The organism is Staphylococcus sp. URHA0057, from assembly GCF_000620265.1.
Classification (GTDB): Bacteria; Bacillota; Bacilli; order Staphylococcales; family Staphylococcaceae; genus Staphylococcus; species Staphylococcus pasteuri.
In genome coordinates this window covers 87,912-104,555 of sequence record NZ_JHVS01000007.1, presented here as the reverse complement: position 1 = coordinate 104,555, position 16,644 = coordinate 87,912, and the positions used below count along the sequence as shown (strand labels likewise).

Below are 16,644 nucleotides of genomic sequence, written 5' to 3'. Positions count from 1 at the left end.
AAAGCACTTTACATAATTTTATTATTTATTTTGTATTATAATTATACATTATTCGTATTTAATTTCCAAATTCATTTTGAACTTATTTAATTTAAAATAAATATGAGACATAAAAAAGTCGATAAAGTATCTCTACTTCATCGACTTAAATTTCAATTATCCATTTAAAATTTCTAATCTATTTGAATGCCGCCTGTGACACCAAATACTTGTCCAGTTGTATAACTAGATTCTTCTGCAGCTAGTAAAACATAAGTACCAGATAATTCAACTGGTTGACCTGCTCTACCTAATGGGGTTTGTTGACCAAATTCAGGAATATTAGATTGTGGTTGGCCTCCTGTAATTTGTAATGGAGACCAGAATGGACCAGGTGCGACGCAGTTAACTCGGATACCTTTAGGACCAAGTTCTTCAGATAAACTTTTAGTTAGTGAAATAATCGCTGCTTTTGAAGCGGCATAGTCGTGTAATATTGGGCTTGGATTATATCCTTGTACAGATGATGTTGTAGTAATTGATGCACCTGGTTGTAAATAATCAAGTGCTTTTTGCACTGTCCAAAAGATTGGGTATACGTTAGTTTCAAATGTTTCTGCGAATGATTGTGTATCAAATCCTTTAATGTCATCATGATATTGTTGATGACCTGCCACTAAAGTTACATTATCCAATCCACCTAATTGTTCATAGGCTTCTGCGACCATGTCATAGTTAAATTGTTCATTTCTAACATCACCAGGGATAAGCACTGCTTGTTGTCCTGCTTCTTCAATGACGTGTTTAACTTCTTGTGCATCTTTCTCTTCACTTGGAAGATAATTAATTGCGACATCTGCACCTTCTTTAGCATAGGCTATAGCTGCTGCACGTCCAATAGCTGAGTCGCCACCTGTGACTAACACTTTAAATCCTTTTAATCTGTCATGACCTATATATAATGTTTCACCACAATCTGGCTCTGGTGTTAAATCACTTTGCAAACCAGGAAGTGATTGTTCTTGTTTTTCATATTCAGTTGTTTTAAATTTATTTCTTGGATCTTGTGCTGACATTTCAAAATCATCTCCTAATATCTATATGTTCTGTTTATACCCAAGTATATCTACTCTCTAATCATTTTTAATTTTTCTAAAATTTAATTTAATAAAAAACACAGTTACTACTGATTTCTTTTAAAAATACAATAGCAACTGTGTTAACTTTATTGATTTAGTAATTTTTTAACTAATTCTACAAAATATGAAGGAACCTTTTCCAATATACGTTCATCCGGATCAAATAGAGGGTGATGTAAATCATATTTACTATTTGAACCAATAAATGCAAATACACCAGGATAACTTTCAGTGTAGCCTGAGAAATCTTCTCCGATTGTCAGTGGCAAGTCCATAATTGAAACATTATAACCAACTGTTTCTGCCACTTCAATTGCGGTCTCTGTTAACTGATTATCATTAATGACAGTACCAGGCAATCTAGTATAATGACATTCTACTTCTATATTAAATGTCTTCGCTAAGCCACTCGCTATATCTTTCATTCTTTGTTCAATATAATCTCGATGTTCAGGTTTAAATGACCGCACAGTTCCTTGTACATATGCATGATCTGCAATAACATTCCATGTATTCCCACATGAAATTTCTCCTATAGTGACAACTGCGCTATCAAACGCAGAAAGATTTCTACTTACAATTGTTTGTAGACTATTGATAAGCTGTCCTAATGCTACAGTTGGATCATTTCCTTGTTCAGGTTTAGCAGCATGTGCCCCTTTACCTTTAATTTTAAATTCAAATCGGTCGACAGCAGAAGTAATTGCTCCTTTTTTAATAGCAAATTCGCCTATATCCATTGTAGGATAATTATGAAAACCTAAGACCGCTTTGACTCCATCTAATGCTCCTGTTTTAACTATTTTTCGAGCACCATAACCTAATTCTTCAGCAGGTTGAAATATAATTCTTACACGGCCATTTAATTCATTTTCTTGTGCTTTTAATTGAGTTGCCACACCTAAAATACTAGCCATATGTATATCATGACCACAAGCGTGCATAACGCCTTCATTAGTAGAGGTAAATTCATGTTCTACTTGTTCATCAATTGGTAGCGCATCTATATCAGTTCTGACAGCTATTAATTGATCGCCTTTACCTACTTCAGCAACTAATCCAGTATCTAAAGGTAAATCTAATATGGTAATGTGGTGTGCTTCTAAAATACGTTTAAGTCGTTGTGTCGTTTCATATTCCTTTTCTGATAGTTCCGGAAATTGGTGAAAAGTCCTTCTCCAATTCACATAATCAGTATAATTAGTCATTTGTAACATCCCCCTTCTTAAAGAGATAAAATATTATATAATAAATAATCGTGCCCACTATTACACCTATAGCTAAATTATTAGTCATAAGAATAAGTATGATAGTTAATAACATAATACTACTATGCATAATCGGCGCTTCTTTAATATGACTCACCGTTCGTCTGTCGAATGTATTAAGAGAAACTGTTACTAATACTACAGCTAGCACTACCATTGGAATTAAGCCAACTATTGGCCCTAATAACACCATACATAATACTAATAAAATACCAGTCATTAATGTAGATAACCGAGTTGTTGCGCCCATTTTATAATTAAATTTAGATTGTCCTACTAATCCACTAGAACCATAACCCCCGACAATTCCTACGATAATGTTAGAAATTCCTTGTCCTCTTATTTCTTTATCTTTATTAGATGTTGTGTTACTGATTGCATCCATCATATTAGCAGTTAAATTAGTTTGAATGACTGAAATCACTGACATCGTAAATGCATACTTAAATATAATCAACCAATCAAAAATTGTCATTGATGAATTTAGGGTTGTTAATTGTGGCATTTTAAATTTAATATTAGCTAAATCGTGAACATACTGTAAATGTGGGTGAATTACTGACGTTAATAGCGTAATGATGATAATAGCCACTAATGGTGCAGGTATGGTTTGAATCCATTTTCCAGATAGATAAATCACTATAAAGGTTAAACACGCAACGATATATGTAGATAATGACACACCGAATATATATTTAATTTGAGTAGTTAACAGTAATATCCCCAATGCATTCATAAAGCCAATGACTACTGTTCTAGGGATATAATTAAGCAATTTATCTATATGACAAAAGCTATATATAATTAATAGGATACCCATCATTATTGTTGCTAAAAATAAATAATGTGTGCCATATTGATTAACTAAAGGTGCACCTATAATAGATATGCCACTACTTGGCCCTGAAACCATTGCAATTCTTTTTCCCAGTATACTCATTAAGCACATCATTAACCCACAACTCATTAATCCAATTGAAGGTGGAACATGAACAATAAAAGAAAATGCTATAGTTACAGGTAATAAAGCTAACCCCATTAAAATACCGGAAGGTATGTTTTGTCGATATTGGCCTTGCCATTGTTTTAAGTATTGCGTTCGTACCAACATCATGTGTAGCCAACTCCTTATAAATTCATGTTAACACAATTGTCAAACTATTCTAATAAATGTACATTTTTTCTCTTATATATAAAAAGAACCGTGTCTTCATATCGACACGGTTCCACATGGTTAAATTATGAATGAATTAATCTAATGAAAATTCGTTATCAACAATGACTCTACCATCTTTGATAACTTTTTGTGCATGGTTAATACCAAAGTGATAAGGAATATATTCGTGGTTAGGTGCATTCCAAATAACGATATTGGCTTTGTCACCTTCATTAATTGTACCTGCATCTAAATCAATCGCTTTTGCTGCATTAACTGTAACAGCATTCCAAACTTCATTTGGAGATAGTTTTAATTTTAATGCAGCAATCGCCATAGCTAATTGTAAGTTATTCGTTACACTACTACCTGGATTGTAATCGGTTGCAATAGCAATTGCACCGTTATTATCTAACATGCCTCTTGCATCAGCATAGTCATTTTTATCTAAATAAAATGTTGTAGCTGGTAATAGTACTGCTACTGTATCACTATTTTTTAATTTTGCTTTACCTTCAGCGCTTGAAGCAACAAGGTGATCTGCAGAAATGGCATTTTCATCAATTGCTAATTCTAAGCCACCTAATGGGTCTATTTCATCAGCATGAATTTTCACTTTGAATCCTGCTTCTTTAGCTTTTTGCATATAATGTCTAGATTCTTCAACTGAGAATACACCTGTTTCACAGAAGATATCTGCAAAATCAGCATATTCCTTAACTTCTGGAAGTAATTCAATCATTTCATTTAAGAATGCTTCATTTGATTCTGCTTCCTCAGGTACTGCATGTGGTCCTAAGAAAGTATGTTTCATATCTAATCCATATTTCTCAGCTAAACGATTAGATACTCTTAATTGTTTAAGTTCATTTTCTTTATCTAAACCATAACCACTTTTACTTTCAACACCTAATACACCATGTTGAACCATAGTTAATAAGTCATGTTCTGCTTTTTTGAATAAGTCATCTTCGCTAATTTCACGTGTAGCTTTTACTGTTGAAAGAATGCCACCGCCAGATTCTAATATTTCTAAATAAGATTTCCCTTGACGTTTAAGTGACATTTCGTGTTCTCTTGAGCCACCGAATATTAAATGCGTATGTGCATCAATTAAGGATGGAGATACTACTTTACCAGTAGCATCTATGATTTGTTCTGCTTCATATTTATCTGTATAAGGGCCAGAATAAACAATCTTTCCATCTTTTACTACAACTGTACCATTTTCAATAACATCTAATTCATCAAGTTCTGCACCTTTTAATGGACGATCAGTAGATTTTGGTAAAATAAGTTCTTTGATATTTTGAATAATTAAATCATTCATTATTTATCCTCCGTTTCATCGATCATAGGAATTTTGATGCCTTTGTCTTTCGCAGTTTGAATTGCGATATCATAACCAGCATCTGCGTGTCTCACTACTCCCATACCCGGATCTGTAGTTAATACACGTCCTAAACGACGATCTGCACGTTCTGAACCATCAGCTACAACAACCATACCAGCGTGTAGAGAATAACCCATACCTACACCGCCACCGTGATGGAATGAAATCCAAGAACCACCAGCTGCAGTGTTAATTAAGGCATTTAATACCGCCCAGTCACCAACTGCGTCACTGCCATCTCTCATACCTTCTGTTTCACGGTTTGGACTAGCTACTGAACCTGAATCTAAGTGATCTCGACCGATAACGATTGGTGCTGAAATTTCACCGTCACGAACTAATTTGTTTAGTGCTAATCCCATTTTCGCACGTTCTTCATAGCCTAACCAAGCAATTCTTGATGGTAAGCCTTGATAAGCAATTTTTTCTTCAGCTAAATCTAACCAACGAATTAATTTTTCATTGTCTGGGAATAATTTTCTCATTTCTTCATCTGCACGTTCGATATCTTTTGGATCTCCACTTAATGCAGCAAAACGGAATGGTCCTTTACCTTCACAGAATAATGGTCTAATGTATGCTGGCACAAATCCTGGGAAGTTAAATGCATTTTCTACATCATTGTCGTAAGCAACTTGACGGATATTATTACCATAGTCAAATGCTACTGCACCTTGTTTTTGGAATTCTAACATTAATTCTACATGTTTAGCCATTGAGTCTTTAGATAATTCAACGTATTTCTTAGGATCTTCTTTACGTAATTGTTTAGCTTCTTCTACTGAATAACCTTGAGGTACATAACCATTTAATGGGTCATGTGCACTTGTTTGGTCAGTAATGATATCAATTTTGAATCCTTTGTCTAAAATAGCTTTGTGTAAATCTACTGCATTACCAACTAGACCGATTGATAAAGCTTCCCCTTTTTGTCTAGCATCTTCAGCTAATTTTAATGCTTCATCTAAATCTTTAGTTTTTACATCACAATATTTTGTTTCTACACGTTTATCAACACGTGTTTCATCGACTTCAACACAAATTGCCACACCATTATTCATTGTTACAGCAAGAGGTTGAGCGCCGCCCATACCGCCTAATCCTGCAGTTAATGTCACTGTACCAGTTAAATCACTGTTATATTCTTGGTTACCAAGTTCTGCGAAAGTTTCATATGTTCCTTGAACAATACCTTGTGAACCAATATAAATCCAACTGCCTGCAGTCATTTGTCCATACATAATTAAACCTTTTTTATCTAATTCATGGAAGTGATCCCAGTTTGCCCATTTAGGTACTAAAACTGAATTTGAGATTAACACACGTGGTGCTTCTTCATGAGTTTTAAATACTGCTACTGGTTTACCAGATTGTACGAGCATTGTTTCATCTGCTTCTAAGTCTCTTAATGTATTTTCGATTGCTTCAAATGCTTTCCAGTTACGTGCCGCTTTACCGATACCTCCATAAACAACAAGTTCTTCAGGATGTTCAGCTACCTCTGGATCTAAATTATTATAAAGCATTCGTAATACCGCTTCTTGTTCCCAACCTTTACACTCGATATCTAAACCTTTTTTTGCATGAATTTCTCTCATTACTATCTCTCCCATCCGAAATAATATCTATAAATTCAAAGTTTTTAATATGTACACTTATAGAATAACCTAAATAATCAAATAATTTAGACTATTGAACATGTACTAAATTAAGTTCTTACACGCCCATTATATTATGCTAAAATATAGATAACAAATATAAATAAACTAATTATTTATAGATATAAACTATAACTAACTGGAGATGACTTATGAAAATTATTCAATTAGAGTACTTTTTAGCCGTTGTTAAATATAATAGTTTTACAAAAGCTGCCAATTTTTTACATATTAGCCAGCCCTCTTTAACAGCTGCTATTAAAAAGATGGAATCAGATTTAGGCTATGATTTATTCATGCGCACAACAAAGGATATTAAAATAACCGAAAAAGGTATTCAATTCTATAAATATGCGGAACAATTAGTTCAACAATATCGATCAACAATAGAAAAGATGTATGATTTAAATATTTCATCTGAACCGAGAATTAAAATTGGTATTTTAGAATCAACAAGCCAATGGATGGCAAATGTTATTCACGCTCATCATACTCAATATCCAAATCAACAATATCGTATTAATGAGGTACATGATCAACATCAATCAATTGAGCAACTTATTAACTTTGATGTGCATTTTGCTTTAACAAATGAAGAAATTAGGCACCAAGATATTACTTCAATTGCACTTTACAAAGAATCCTATATTTTACTAACACCTAAAGATGCTTTTCCTAAACAAAAGACAATTCAACTAGATAATCTACCTTTAATATTACCTAATAAAAGCTCACAAGTTCGTAAACATTTAGATGATTATTTTAATAGAATGAGTATACATCCTAATATTATTATGGAATCTGATCGTTTTGAGTCAGCTACTAATTTTGTACATTTAGGTATAGGATATGCTGTTATTCCACGATTTTATTATCAATCGTTTAATACTAGTAATTTAGACTATATTAAAATACGTCCTAATTTAGGTCGCAAAATTTATATCAACTATTTAAAAAAGAGAAAGCACTCTGAACAAGTACTTTCTCTCATCGAACAATGTATTGAATATTGGAATTTATAATAAGAAATGGTGTACTAAGTTAGCAATCAGTTTCGCAGTTCTATTATCTTGATCATACTTAGGATTCATTTCTGCGATACTAACTGATTTAACCTTATCACTTGGTACAATACGTTTAGCTAATTCAAAAACTGTGTGTGGATAGATACCTAATACTGCTGATGCGCTGACACCTGGTGCAAAGGCACTATCTACAACATCCATACAAATTGTAAACATAATCACGTCATGATCATGAATAAAGCGTTCAATCATATCTTTAATTGGTGGGGATACTTGATGTAGCAATTCATCAGCATAAACAAATGAAATGCCTTTTTCCTCTGCGTAGTCAAATAACCCTTGTGTATTGCCACCTTGAGATATACCTAGAACCATATAGTCGGCATTATCATCTTGTTCAAGAATCTGTCTAAAACTAGTTCCTGACGTTGATTCTCCTTCATCACGTGTATCAAAATGGGCATCAATATTAATAACACCAATGGATTGATTAGGATAAACTTTTCTAGTAGCTAAATATTGAGCATAAGCAATATCATGGCCGCCACCTAGAAGAAATGTTTGTTTGTGATTGTGAATAGATTTCGCTGCTAACTCTGCAAATTCTTTTTGTGTATCAATTAGTTGTTCGTTATCGTGCTCTACATTTCCGTAATCAACAATTTGTTCACATTGATTTAAATCTGGTAATCCTGCAAATGATTGTTTAATCGCATTAGGGCCTTCTTTAGCTCCAACTCGACCTTTATTTAGTTCTACGCCTTTATCAACGGCATAGCCTAACATACCTACACCTTTTTGTTCATTACTATACTCCACATTTCTTAAATCATTAAATTGAATCGTTTGAAAATGTCTAAATTGTTTAGAATCTGTTTCACTATCAAGTCTTCCTGTCCATAAGCTTGGTTCGGCTTGTTGATACATTGCTCTTCCCCCTTGATTTCATTCACTAACATTATATTTTAAGTATAACTTTAGCTTATTTTTTATTCAATGTAGTTATTTTATTCCCGATTCACTGAAATTTAATTACGTTTATAATTCATTCCTATTACATTTTGATGATAATTGAAATAGACAATTTATCTAACATCTTATAACATGTATAATTGTAAATAAAAATAATAATTGCTTGTTTCCGTAATGGAGGTTACATAAAATGAAAAACAATCGAATTTCTGGGTTTCAATGGGCAATGACAATATTCGTATTTTTTGTCATTACGATGGCCTTATTCGTAATACTTAGAGATTTTCAATCGGCAATTGGAGTAAAAAGATTTGTCTTCGATATTACTGATCTTTCTCCTTTTATCGCTGCAATCATATGTCTACTCGTCTTTAGATATAAAAAAGATCAGATGGCGAGTTTAAAACTATCATTGAGCCTTAAAGTTGTGGAGCGTATATTACTCGCTTTAATCATACCTTTATTTATATTTATCATAGGTATGTTCTGTTTCAACACGTTTGCAGATAGTTTCATACTTTTACAGGCATCAGATTTATCAGTTTCAATAACTGCTATTATAATTGGCCATTTAATTATGGCATTTGTAGTAGAATTTGGTTTTCGTTCATATTTACAACATATTGTAGAAGTTAAAATGAATACTTTCTTTGCAAGTATCGTAGTTGGTATCATTTACTCAATCTTCAATGCCAATACTACATATGGAATAGAGTTTGCTGGTTATCATTTCTTATATACATTCGCATTCTCTATGATTGTAGGTGAATTGATTCGCGCAACTAAAGGTAGAACAATTTATATAGCTACTATTTTCCATGCTGCTATGTCATTTGGTTTAGTATTCTTGTTCAGTGAAGAAGTTGGTGACTTATTCTCTATGAAAGTCATCGCATTGGCTACTACTGCAGTAGGTTTAATCTATATTATTTTAAGCTTAATTATACGTGCCATCTTCTATAAAAAGACAAAACAAAGTTTAGACGAAGTTGAACCTAATAATTATTTAGATCACGTTAATGACCATTCTAATGATAGTGAAACTAATAATGAAAATAATCATAATGATATTCAAGAAGATGACGCATCTGATTCTCGTAAACATGATCAATCCTCTGATAATGAACAACATTCTAAAACGTCTATTGATGATGAACAAGAACATGACAATGATTCTTCTGATTATTTAAGAGAACATACTTCTTATAAACAAACACGCCGTTCATCACGTCGTTCATCAGTTGTATCTGAAGCACAGGATGAAATCAAGGACTCTGAAAATTCTAGCCCTAATAACAAATACTAATTATATTAAACTCGTCTTATTCAATTTATTGAATGGATGAGTTTTTTGTTTTAAATATAGATATTTGGGGGTAAACTCTTTCAGTAATAATTTAATTATAACTATGAGTTTAAAAGGAGTAATACAATGAATATAAAAGCTAGTAACAACCCTATTACAATTATCGGTGGTGGCATTGGTGGGCTGACTTTAGCTAGAGTGCTATATGTAAATGGTATTCCTGCTAAAGTTTATGAATCTGATGCCTCTCGTGATGCAAGAACTCAAGGTGGACAATTAGATATACATGAATATAATGGACAAGTTGCCTTAGAAAAAGCTAACTTATTGGACGAATTCCAATCAATTATACAAAAAGGCGCTGATGCCTCTCGCATCGTTAACCATAATGGTGACATACTTTTAGATTTACCGGATGATGAATCAAATGGACGACCTGAAGTATTACGTGGTGATTTAAGAGATATATTAATAGACTCATTGCCACATGATATGATTGTTTGGAATAAAAAAGTGGATCATGTTGAAAAATTGGATAATACACAATATAAAGTGGTATTTAGAGATGAGACATCTGTAACTACAGACAAACTTATTGGTGCTGACGGTGCTTGGTCTAAAGTTCGTAACATCTTAACAGATATTAAACCATATTATTCAGGTTATACATTTATTGAAACATATCTATATGATGTAGATAATCAATATCCTAAGACTGCTCAAAAAGTAGGAAAAGGTGCAATGTATGCTTTATCACCTAGTAAAGGTATTGTTGCACATAGAGAAGCAGGAGATATCCTTCACACATATGTACAAATGAAATGTGATAGTGAATGGATCGATAGTATAGACTTTGCAAATGGTGAAATAGCGACAAAAACAATTGCTGCAGAATTTGAAGGTTGGTCACCAGAAATAACTGCCTTAATTACTGAAGCGGATAGTTCAATTACACCTCGTAAAATTAATGCGTTACCTGATACACATCGTTGGGAACGTCAATCAGGGGTTACTTTAATTGGTGATGCTGCACACCTAATGGCTCCTTCTGGGGAGGGTGCTAATTTAGCCATGTTAGATGGAGCTGAGTTAGCGGAATTGATAGCTGAACATAGTAATAATTTTGATAAAGCAATCGAATTATATGAAGCAAAAATGTTCCCAAGAAGTGAAGCCGAAGCAAAAGAATCTCATGAATTATTAGATATTTGTCTTGGAGAGAATAGTCCTCAAAGTTTAGTTGATTTATTCAAAAGTGCTCAATAAGAATAAAATTTAGAAAAATAGCCTTAAGATGTTCTAACAAACACCTTAAGGCTATTATCTATATAATATAAAAGTAAAAATTTTATTATTGACGGTACATCTTTTTAACACCTTGTTGTGTGCCTATAATGGCTTCGTCAGTAATATCAAGGAAATAACCTGTTTCTAGCACACCCGTAAGATGTATTAAAAACTCATGCATTTCATAAGGGTCAATCCCTTTTGGTAAGGCACAGTCTAAAATATAGTTACCATTGTCTGTAGTTACCGGCACATCTTCAGTAACACGACGTTGCACGATTACTCCCTCAATCGTTTCTATTTTTCTAGCAACCTGATACCAATTAAATTTATCTACTTCTACTGGTAATTTAAATGTTTCTCCTAAATAATTGACTACTTTATTTTCATCAGCAATGACCACAAAACGATCTGCCATTTCATCAATGACCTTTTCTCTAAATAAGGCACCGCCACCGCCTTTAATTAAGTTGAGGTTTGGATCGACTTCATCTGCCCCATCAATAGCTAAATCGATTTTTTCAACATCATTTACATCAACAATTTCAATATTTAGTTCTTTAGCTAAAAAAGCAGTCTTATTTGAAGTACAAACACCTTTGATGTCGTAATTCTTTTCTTCAACAAGTTGTGCTATTTTAGGAACTAACAATTCAATTGTACTACCTGTACCAATTCCTAGTGTCATACCGTCTTCAATTTGATTCAAAACATCATTCAATGTCATCATTTTAAGTTGTTTTACATCATTCATTACGTCATGAGCCTCTTTTCTAAATCGTTTACATTTCCTATTTTACATGACTTTTTTGATTTAACATACCTTATTTATCGTTTAATTTTTAATATATTTTAAAATTTTACATAAAAGCCTTGAGATATAGTAAACTATCATTTAAATACTTTAAGAGGGAGGATAGAAATGATACCTGTTTACGCTATTTCAACTGGGAAAATAGAATCGCTACAATATAAAGACTCAAAACCAATGCAATCAGCTATTAATAAGCGCCCTTTCGAAGGAGATATGTGGTTATCTAAACTAGGTTTTGTTGATAATGAACAAGCCTATAAAGACCACGGTGGACCAGATAAAGCAGTCTGTTGCTTTAGTAAATCAAACTATGACATGTATAAAGATGATTTAGAAAAACTGCCTGATTATGCAATGTTTGGGGAAAACTTAACTATTATAAATTTAGATGAAAATGAAGTTTATTTTGGTAATCAATATCGTTTGGGTGAAGCAATTATAGAAGTATCGGAAATCAGAGAACCTTGTTGGAAAATACAAGCAAAATATGGTTTACCCAATTTAGTGAAGCGCATGTCTAAATCAGGAAAAACAGGATTTTATTGTCGCGTAATTAAAGAAGGATCTGTCAGTCAAAATCAACATTTAGTATTAATTAAAGAAGCAGACCCGAAGACTCAATTATCGGTTCAAGAATTAAACGATATTTATTATAATGACAGAAAAAATACTAAGAGAATTTCACAGGCTTTAAAAAATCCATATTTATCTATGAAAAGATATGAAAAATTAGAAAAGATGTACCAACGTGCAACAAAATCATCATAATTAAAATACTTTCTAAGTATAAAGAAAGAGTGAAACCAATGGAATCAAAACCGTAGGCTTCACTCTTAATAATTACTTTTCATTTATTTCATAACTTGTTTGAGAATAAAATGTATCATTGGCTTTTAAGATAGACGAAGCGTCTTCACCATACATATTAATATCATTTGGTAAAAATTGAGATTCAATAGCTAAGCCAGAATGTGCCTTATAAATATTAGAATCACTATTCCAATCTTTTGGTTGATTAAATGTATATAATACATAATTTGGCATATCAGTTTTTACATCTAATTGAAACTCACCGTTATCTATTGATAATTGATGGCCTCCAACTTTGAATGGATGATCCAAGCCATTAAAAGTGTCAATTTGTTGTGCTAGTTGAGCATGTTTACTTTCAAATATATCTTTAAAGTATATATCATTACCATTAAAAATTTGATGTAAATCTAGTGTTTCATCTGTATTTATTAAATGTTGTTCATTAAGTTGATACATATTCAATTCAGAACTATATAGACGGTGATTATCGATAACATTATTATCTCTGTTCAAATTAAAATAAACATGATTCATCGGATTAAATAATGTTGTCTTCGTTGATGTAGCCTCATATTCAACTGTCCAACAATGATCGACATCATAAGTATGGGTAACTTTAACATCCATATTTCCTGGGTAATTATCATCTGTTTCCTTTAACGTTGTCTTAAAAATAATTTTTACTTGTCCCAATTCTTCGACTACTTCATAGTCGAATAACTTTGTATCTAGCCCGTGACCCCCGCCATGGATATGATGATTACCATCATTTGCTTCTAATTGGTATTTTATTCCATCTAATGTGAACGAAGCATCGGAAATTCGACCACCGTATCTTCCTATAGTCGCTCCAAATTTAAATGGATTATCAAAATAAAATTCGTCCGCTTCAACAACATTCCCTAGTACAATATTATTATCATGATATTTCCATGATACTATTCTTGCACCAAAATTTGTAAATACAATTTTCGTTTCTTCATTATCAATTTTAATTAAATCAACACCATATCTTTGATGCTCAATTTCAACATTCATTACTTATTTCTCCCTTTCAAACACGTTTTATTAAGCCCTATGTGGTAATAACATTATTAAAACGCCAATTACACATACTACAGCACCCAATACATCGTATTTATCTGGCATATTTTTATCAATGAACATAGACCATACTAAGCTCATGACAATAAATATACCGCCATATGCGGCATAAACTCGTCCAAACGTTGGAAATGATTGTAACGTCGCAATCACACCATATAGGATGAGTATGATACCACCAATAATACCTAGCCACGATGGCTGACCTTCTCTAAGCCATAACCATATTAAGTAGCCGCCTCCTATTTCACAAAGACCTGCTAATATAAAAATCATCGTTGAATATAACATCGTTCTATCTACTCCATCCTAATAAGAGGTTATATTAATCAATTATGGTTGATGATGTGTATCAATCAGTTATTATTTTATATTAACTTCTTTGCTAACTCATACACATTGTTACACTTTTTCACCTAATATTCCATAGATAATTACAATTTAAAGAGGAAGAATGTTATGTAAGCTTTTTCAAAATGACATTAACACTCTTCCCCCTCTTTTATTTATTTTTTCATTACTTTTTTAATTGAGTTAATAAGACCTTTTTCAAATGTTAAAACTGAATCTTTGTATGTTTTAATAGCAATCCATATCAAGATCACCATAACTACTAATGAAATCAACATACTTAATACAATTTCCCAAATTTGTAATTCCGTCGATTGAGCGCGCACCAACATTTCAAATGGGGCTAAAAATGGAATAAAGCTTGTAATTTTAGCCAATAAAATATCAGGTTTATATATACTGAAAATAGCTATATAAAATGCAATCATTGCAAATAAAGTTAAAGGCATTAAGGTTTGATTAATGTCTTCTATTCTGGATGCTAAAGAACCTAAAATGGCTGCTAATAAAACATAAGTTAATATACCGATAATCACACTTAAAATGCCTACTATAATAATTTGCCATGATATGTCACTCATTGATAAATCAAAACCTTTAAGCATACGCTTTAAATCAAAAGCATATATACAAATGATTGCAACCACAATTATCATAGCTATTTGTGTAAACGCTACTGCTATGACACCTGTTATCTTAGCCATAATATGTGTTATCGGAGACACACTCGTAATAATCATTTCTATAACTCTTGATGTTTTTTCAGTTGCAATTTCCATAGCCACTTGTGTTGCATAATTGAAAATAATAAAAAACATTAGCATTAAAATGGCATAAACAAGAATCATATTAAATACTTTTTGGCTTTCACTTAATTGTTGTCCTTTATCATCTGATAAGATGTGGCTATCTACTTTACTTTGAGATTGTAATTTTTTTAAATCATTATCGCTGAGATGCAATTTCGATGCTATTAGTTTTGACTGAAGATTTGTAAGTAAACCAGTCACTTTTTGTTGTTTTTCTTGTGAAACGTTATCTTTACTCAAAATGGTCGCTGAAAGTTGATGGTCTTTATCCATTTTGATGATATAAGCTTCCTTTAATTTTTCACTTTTGACTTGAGATTTCGCTTCTTTTTGACTCACTCTTTCAAACGTTGCTTCCTCATCAATCACATGGCTCTGTTGTTTAATTGCTTTATATAATGGTTCATTATTGGTTACGACACCTATATGGTCATCATCACCTTTGAACATATCTATAATTTTGTCAGCATTTGATAAAGCTACCATCAAAATAATGACAATAACCATAAATATCATAAAGGATTTAGATTTAACCTTACTTTTATATGTTAATCCAAATGTAGCCCAGAATTTATTCATGAAGATCACCTACCTTATCAATAAAAATATCTTTCAGTGATGGTTCTAACACTTGAAATCGACGCACATAACCATGTGTTATAACTTGATTGTATATAGATTCAGCTACAGCCTCATTTTCTATTGTTAGTTTAATGTCATGCTTATTCACTTCTACATCAATAACACCTTGAATGCCTGTTAATTCTGGCATTGATTTATTAGTTTCGATAATTACCTGTTTATATCCATGAGAAGATTTAACTTCTTGTATATCGCCTGAAACTACTAGTTCTCCATGATTTAAAATACATACATCGTCACATAATTCCTCGACATGCTCCATACGATGTGAACTATAAATAATCGTCGAACCTTGGTTATTTAAATCTTTGACCGCTTCTTTTAGTAGTTCAACATTGACTGGATCTAATCCGCTAAAAGGTTCATCTAAAATAAGTAATTCAGGTTGATGAATCATACTTGCTAATAACTGAATTTTTTGTTGGTTACCTTTGGAAAGTGAATCAATACGTTTATGACGATTTTCAGTAATTGCAAATCGATTTAACCAATAATCTATATTTTTCTTAATAGCTTTTTTAGACATACCCTTCAAAGTAGCAAGATAAGTTAATTCGTCTTCAACAGTCATTTTTGAATGCAAACCCCGCTCTTCTGGTAAATAACCTATACGATTGTACATCGACTTATCTATTGTATGTCTCTCATATGTAATGTGACCTTCTGTTGGTTCACTTAATCCTAAAATCATTCTAAATGTAGTTGTTTTGCCAGCACCATTACGTCCTAAAAACCCAAGCATTTTTCCTTTCTCAAGTTCAATCGATATATCATTAACTGCTATAAATTGATTAAATCTCTTTGTCACGTGTTCAATATTTAATGACATGGTTACCTCCCAAATTAATGATTTAATTCTACATAAATATAACATTAATAAACTCATTAATGAATTTAGAATTTACAATATGTCACACTTTACATTCAT

At 32.2% G+C, this 16,644-nt stretch carries 15 protein-coding genes; 4 read left to right on the top strand and 11 right to left on the bottom strand.

All coding sequences use genetic code 11. The features are described from left to right. Window positions 1–173: 173 nt before the first annotated feature. From N524_RS0104840 to hutU, 5 genes are all read right to left on the bottom strand, one after another. Window positions 174–1,055: an SDR family oxidoreductase gene (locus N524_RS0104840; RefSeq protein ID WP_029055814.1), complete on the bottom strand. Its 882-nt coding sequence runs from the start codon at window positions 1,053–1,055 to the stop codon at window positions 174–176. Window positions 1,056–1,204: 149 nt separating this feature from the next. Beyond that, window positions 1,205–2,326: an amidohydrolase gene (locus tag N524_RS0104835; protein WP_029055813.1), complete on the bottom strand. Its 1,122-nt coding sequence runs from the start codon at window positions 2,324–2,326 to the stop codon at window positions 1,205–1,207. Further along, a complete protein-coding gene (locus N524_RS0104830; protein WP_029055812.1) occupies window positions 2,319–3,500 on the bottom strand; it encodes a SulP family inorganic anion transporter in 1,182 nt (393 codons plus the stop codon). Before N524_RS0104830 ends, N524_RS0104835 begins: the two co-directional genes overlap by 8 nt. 136 nt (window positions 3,501–3,636) lie before the next feature. Then, window positions 3,637–4,872 (bottom strand): imidazolonepropionase, encoded by a 1,236-nt coding sequence (gene hutI, locus N524_RS0104825; protein ID WP_029055811.1) that lies wholly within the window; start codon window positions 4,870–4,872, stop codon window positions 3,637–3,639. Further along, a complete protein-coding gene (gene hutU / locus N524_RS0104820; protein ID WP_029055810.1) occupies window positions 4,872–6,533 on the bottom strand; it encodes a urocanate hydratase in 1,662 nt (553 codons plus the stop codon). Before hutU ends, hutI begins: the two co-directional genes overlap by 1 nt. Before the next feature lie 212 nt (window positions 6,534–6,745). On the opposite strand from hutU, the gene N524_RS0104815 reads away from it, so the two are divergent. Further along, entirely contained in the window at window positions 6,746–7,615 is an 870-nt protein-coding gene (locus N524_RS0104815) for a LysR family transcriptional regulator (RefSeq protein ID WP_017636481.1), read from the top strand. Here N524_RS0104815 and hutG read toward each other — a convergent pair. Beyond that, a complete protein-coding gene (gene hutG / locus N524_RS0104810) occupies window positions 7,610–8,545 on the bottom strand; it encodes a formimidoylglutamase (RefSeq protein WP_017636482.1) in 936 nt (311 codons plus the stop codon). The two genes, N524_RS0104815 and hutG, sit on opposite strands and share 6 nt — an antisense overlap. A 235-nt stretch (window positions 8,546–8,780) precedes the next feature. On the opposite strand from hutG, the gene N524_RS0104805 reads away from it, so the two are divergent. Both N524_RS0104805 and N524_RS0104800 read left to right on the top strand, forming a co-directional pair. After that, window positions 8,781–9,896, top strand: coding sequence for a CPBP family intramembrane glutamic endopeptidase (locus tag N524_RS0104805; RefSeq protein ID WP_017636483.1), 1,116 nt, complete (start codon window positions 8,781–8,783; stop codon window positions 9,894–9,896). A 126-nt stretch (window positions 9,897–10,022) separates the two neighbouring features. Continuing rightward, window positions 10,023–11,162: an FAD-dependent oxidoreductase gene (locus tag N524_RS0104800; protein ID WP_029055809.1), complete on the top strand. Its 1,140-nt coding sequence runs from the start codon at window positions 10,023–10,025 to the stop codon at window positions 11,160–11,162. An 85-nt stretch (window positions 11,163–11,247) separates the two neighbouring features. Here the strand turns inward: N524_RS0104800 and N524_RS0104795 are convergent, their stop codons facing one another. Beyond that, window positions 11,248–11,937: a ribose 5-phosphate isomerase A gene (locus N524_RS0104795; protein WP_029055808.1), complete on the bottom strand. Its 690-nt coding sequence runs from the start codon at window positions 11,935–11,937 to the stop codon at window positions 11,248–11,250. 168 nt (window positions 11,938–12,105) lie between these two features. Between N524_RS0104795 and N524_RS0104790 the strand changes: the two genes are divergently transcribed. Then, window positions 12,106–12,765: an MOSC domain-containing protein gene (locus tag N524_RS0104790; RefSeq protein WP_029055807.1), complete on the top strand. Its 660-nt coding sequence runs from the start codon at window positions 12,106–12,108 to the stop codon at window positions 12,763–12,765. A 72-nt stretch (window positions 12,766–12,837) separates the two neighbouring features. Here N524_RS0104790 and N524_RS0104785 read toward each other — a convergent pair whose 3' ends face one another. From N524_RS0104785 to N524_RS0104770, 4 genes are all read right to left on the bottom strand, one after another. Then, window positions 12,838–13,848: an aldose epimerase family protein gene (locus N524_RS0104785; protein WP_029055806.1), complete on the bottom strand. Its 1,011-nt coding sequence runs from the start codon at window positions 13,846–13,848 to the stop codon at window positions 12,838–12,840. A 30-nt stretch (window positions 13,849–13,878) separates the two neighbouring features. Then, window positions 13,879–14,205, bottom strand: a complete 327-nt coding sequence (locus N524_RS0104780; protein WP_017636488.1) for a YnfA family protein — start codon at window positions 14,203–14,205, stop codon at window positions 13,879–13,881. A 215-nt stretch (window positions 14,206–14,420) separates the two neighbouring features. Next, complete coding sequence (locus tag N524_RS0104775; RefSeq protein ID WP_029055805.1) at window positions 14,421–15,653, bottom strand: ABC transporter permease; 1,233 nt, start codon at window positions 15,651–15,653, stop codon at window positions 14,421–14,423. Further along, a complete protein-coding gene (locus N524_RS0104770; RefSeq protein ID WP_029055804.1) occupies window positions 15,646–16,545 on the bottom strand; it encodes an ABC transporter ATP-binding protein in 900 nt (299 codons plus the stop codon). The genes N524_RS0104775 and N524_RS0104770 overlap by 8 nt, the downstream gene beginning before the upstream one ends. Window positions 16,546–16,644: the final 99 nt, after the last annotated feature.

Bases quoted from the DNA above. Each gene is read 5' to 3' on its own strand.
- N524_RS0104840 (WP_029055814.1), bottom strand. From the start codon at position 1,055: ATGTCAGCACAAGATCCAAGAAATAAATTTAAAACAACTGAATATGAA.
- N524_RS0104835 (WP_029055813.1), bottom strand. From the start codon at position 2,326: ATGACTAATTATACTGATTATGTGAATTGGAGAAGGACTTTTCACCAA.
- N524_RS0104830 (WP_029055812.1), bottom strand. From the start codon at position 3,500: ATGATGTTGGTACGAACGCAATACTTAAAACAATGGCAAGGCCAATAT.
- hutI (WP_029055811.1), bottom strand. From the start codon at position 4,872: ATGAATGATTTAATTATTCAAAATATCAAAGAACTTATTTTACCAAAA.
- hutU (WP_029055810.1), bottom strand. From the start codon at position 6,533: ATGAGAGAAATTCATGCAAAAAAAGGTTTAGATATCGAGTGTAAAGGT.
- N524_RS0104815 (WP_017636481.1), top strand. From the start codon at position 6,746: ATGAAAATTATTCAATTAGAGTACTTTTTAGCCGTTGTTAAATATAAT.
- hutG (WP_017636482.1), bottom strand. From the start codon at position 8,545: ATGTATCAACAAGCCGAACCAAGCTTATGGACAGGAAGACTTGATAGT.
- N524_RS0104805 (WP_017636483.1), top strand. From the start codon at position 8,781: ATGAAAAACAATCGAATTTCTGGGTTTCAATGGGCAATGACAATATTC.
- N524_RS0104800 (WP_029055809.1), top strand. From the start codon at position 10,023: ATGAATATAAAAGCTAGTAACAACCCTATTACAATTATCGGTGGTGGC.
- N524_RS0104795 (WP_029055808.1), bottom strand. From the start codon at position 11,937: ATGAATGATGTAAAACAACTTAAAATGATGACATTGAATGATGTTTTG.
- N524_RS0104790 (WP_029055807.1), top strand. From the start codon at position 12,106: ATGATACCTGTTTACGCTATTTCAACTGGGAAAATAGAATCGCTACAA.
- N524_RS0104785 (WP_029055806.1), bottom strand. From the start codon at position 13,848: ATGAATGTTGAAATTGAGCATCAAAGATATGGTGTTGATTTAATTAAA.
- N524_RS0104780 (WP_017636488.1), bottom strand. From the start codon at position 14,205: ATGTTATATTCAACGATGATTTTTATATTAGCAGGTCTTTGTGAAATA.
- N524_RS0104775 (WP_029055805.1), bottom strand. From the start codon at position 15,653: ATGAATAAATTCTGGGCTACATTTGGATTAACATATAAAAGTAAGGTT.
- N524_RS0104770 (WP_029055804.1), bottom strand. From the start codon at position 16,545: ATGTCATTAAATATTGAACACGTGACAAAGAGATTTAATCAATTTATA.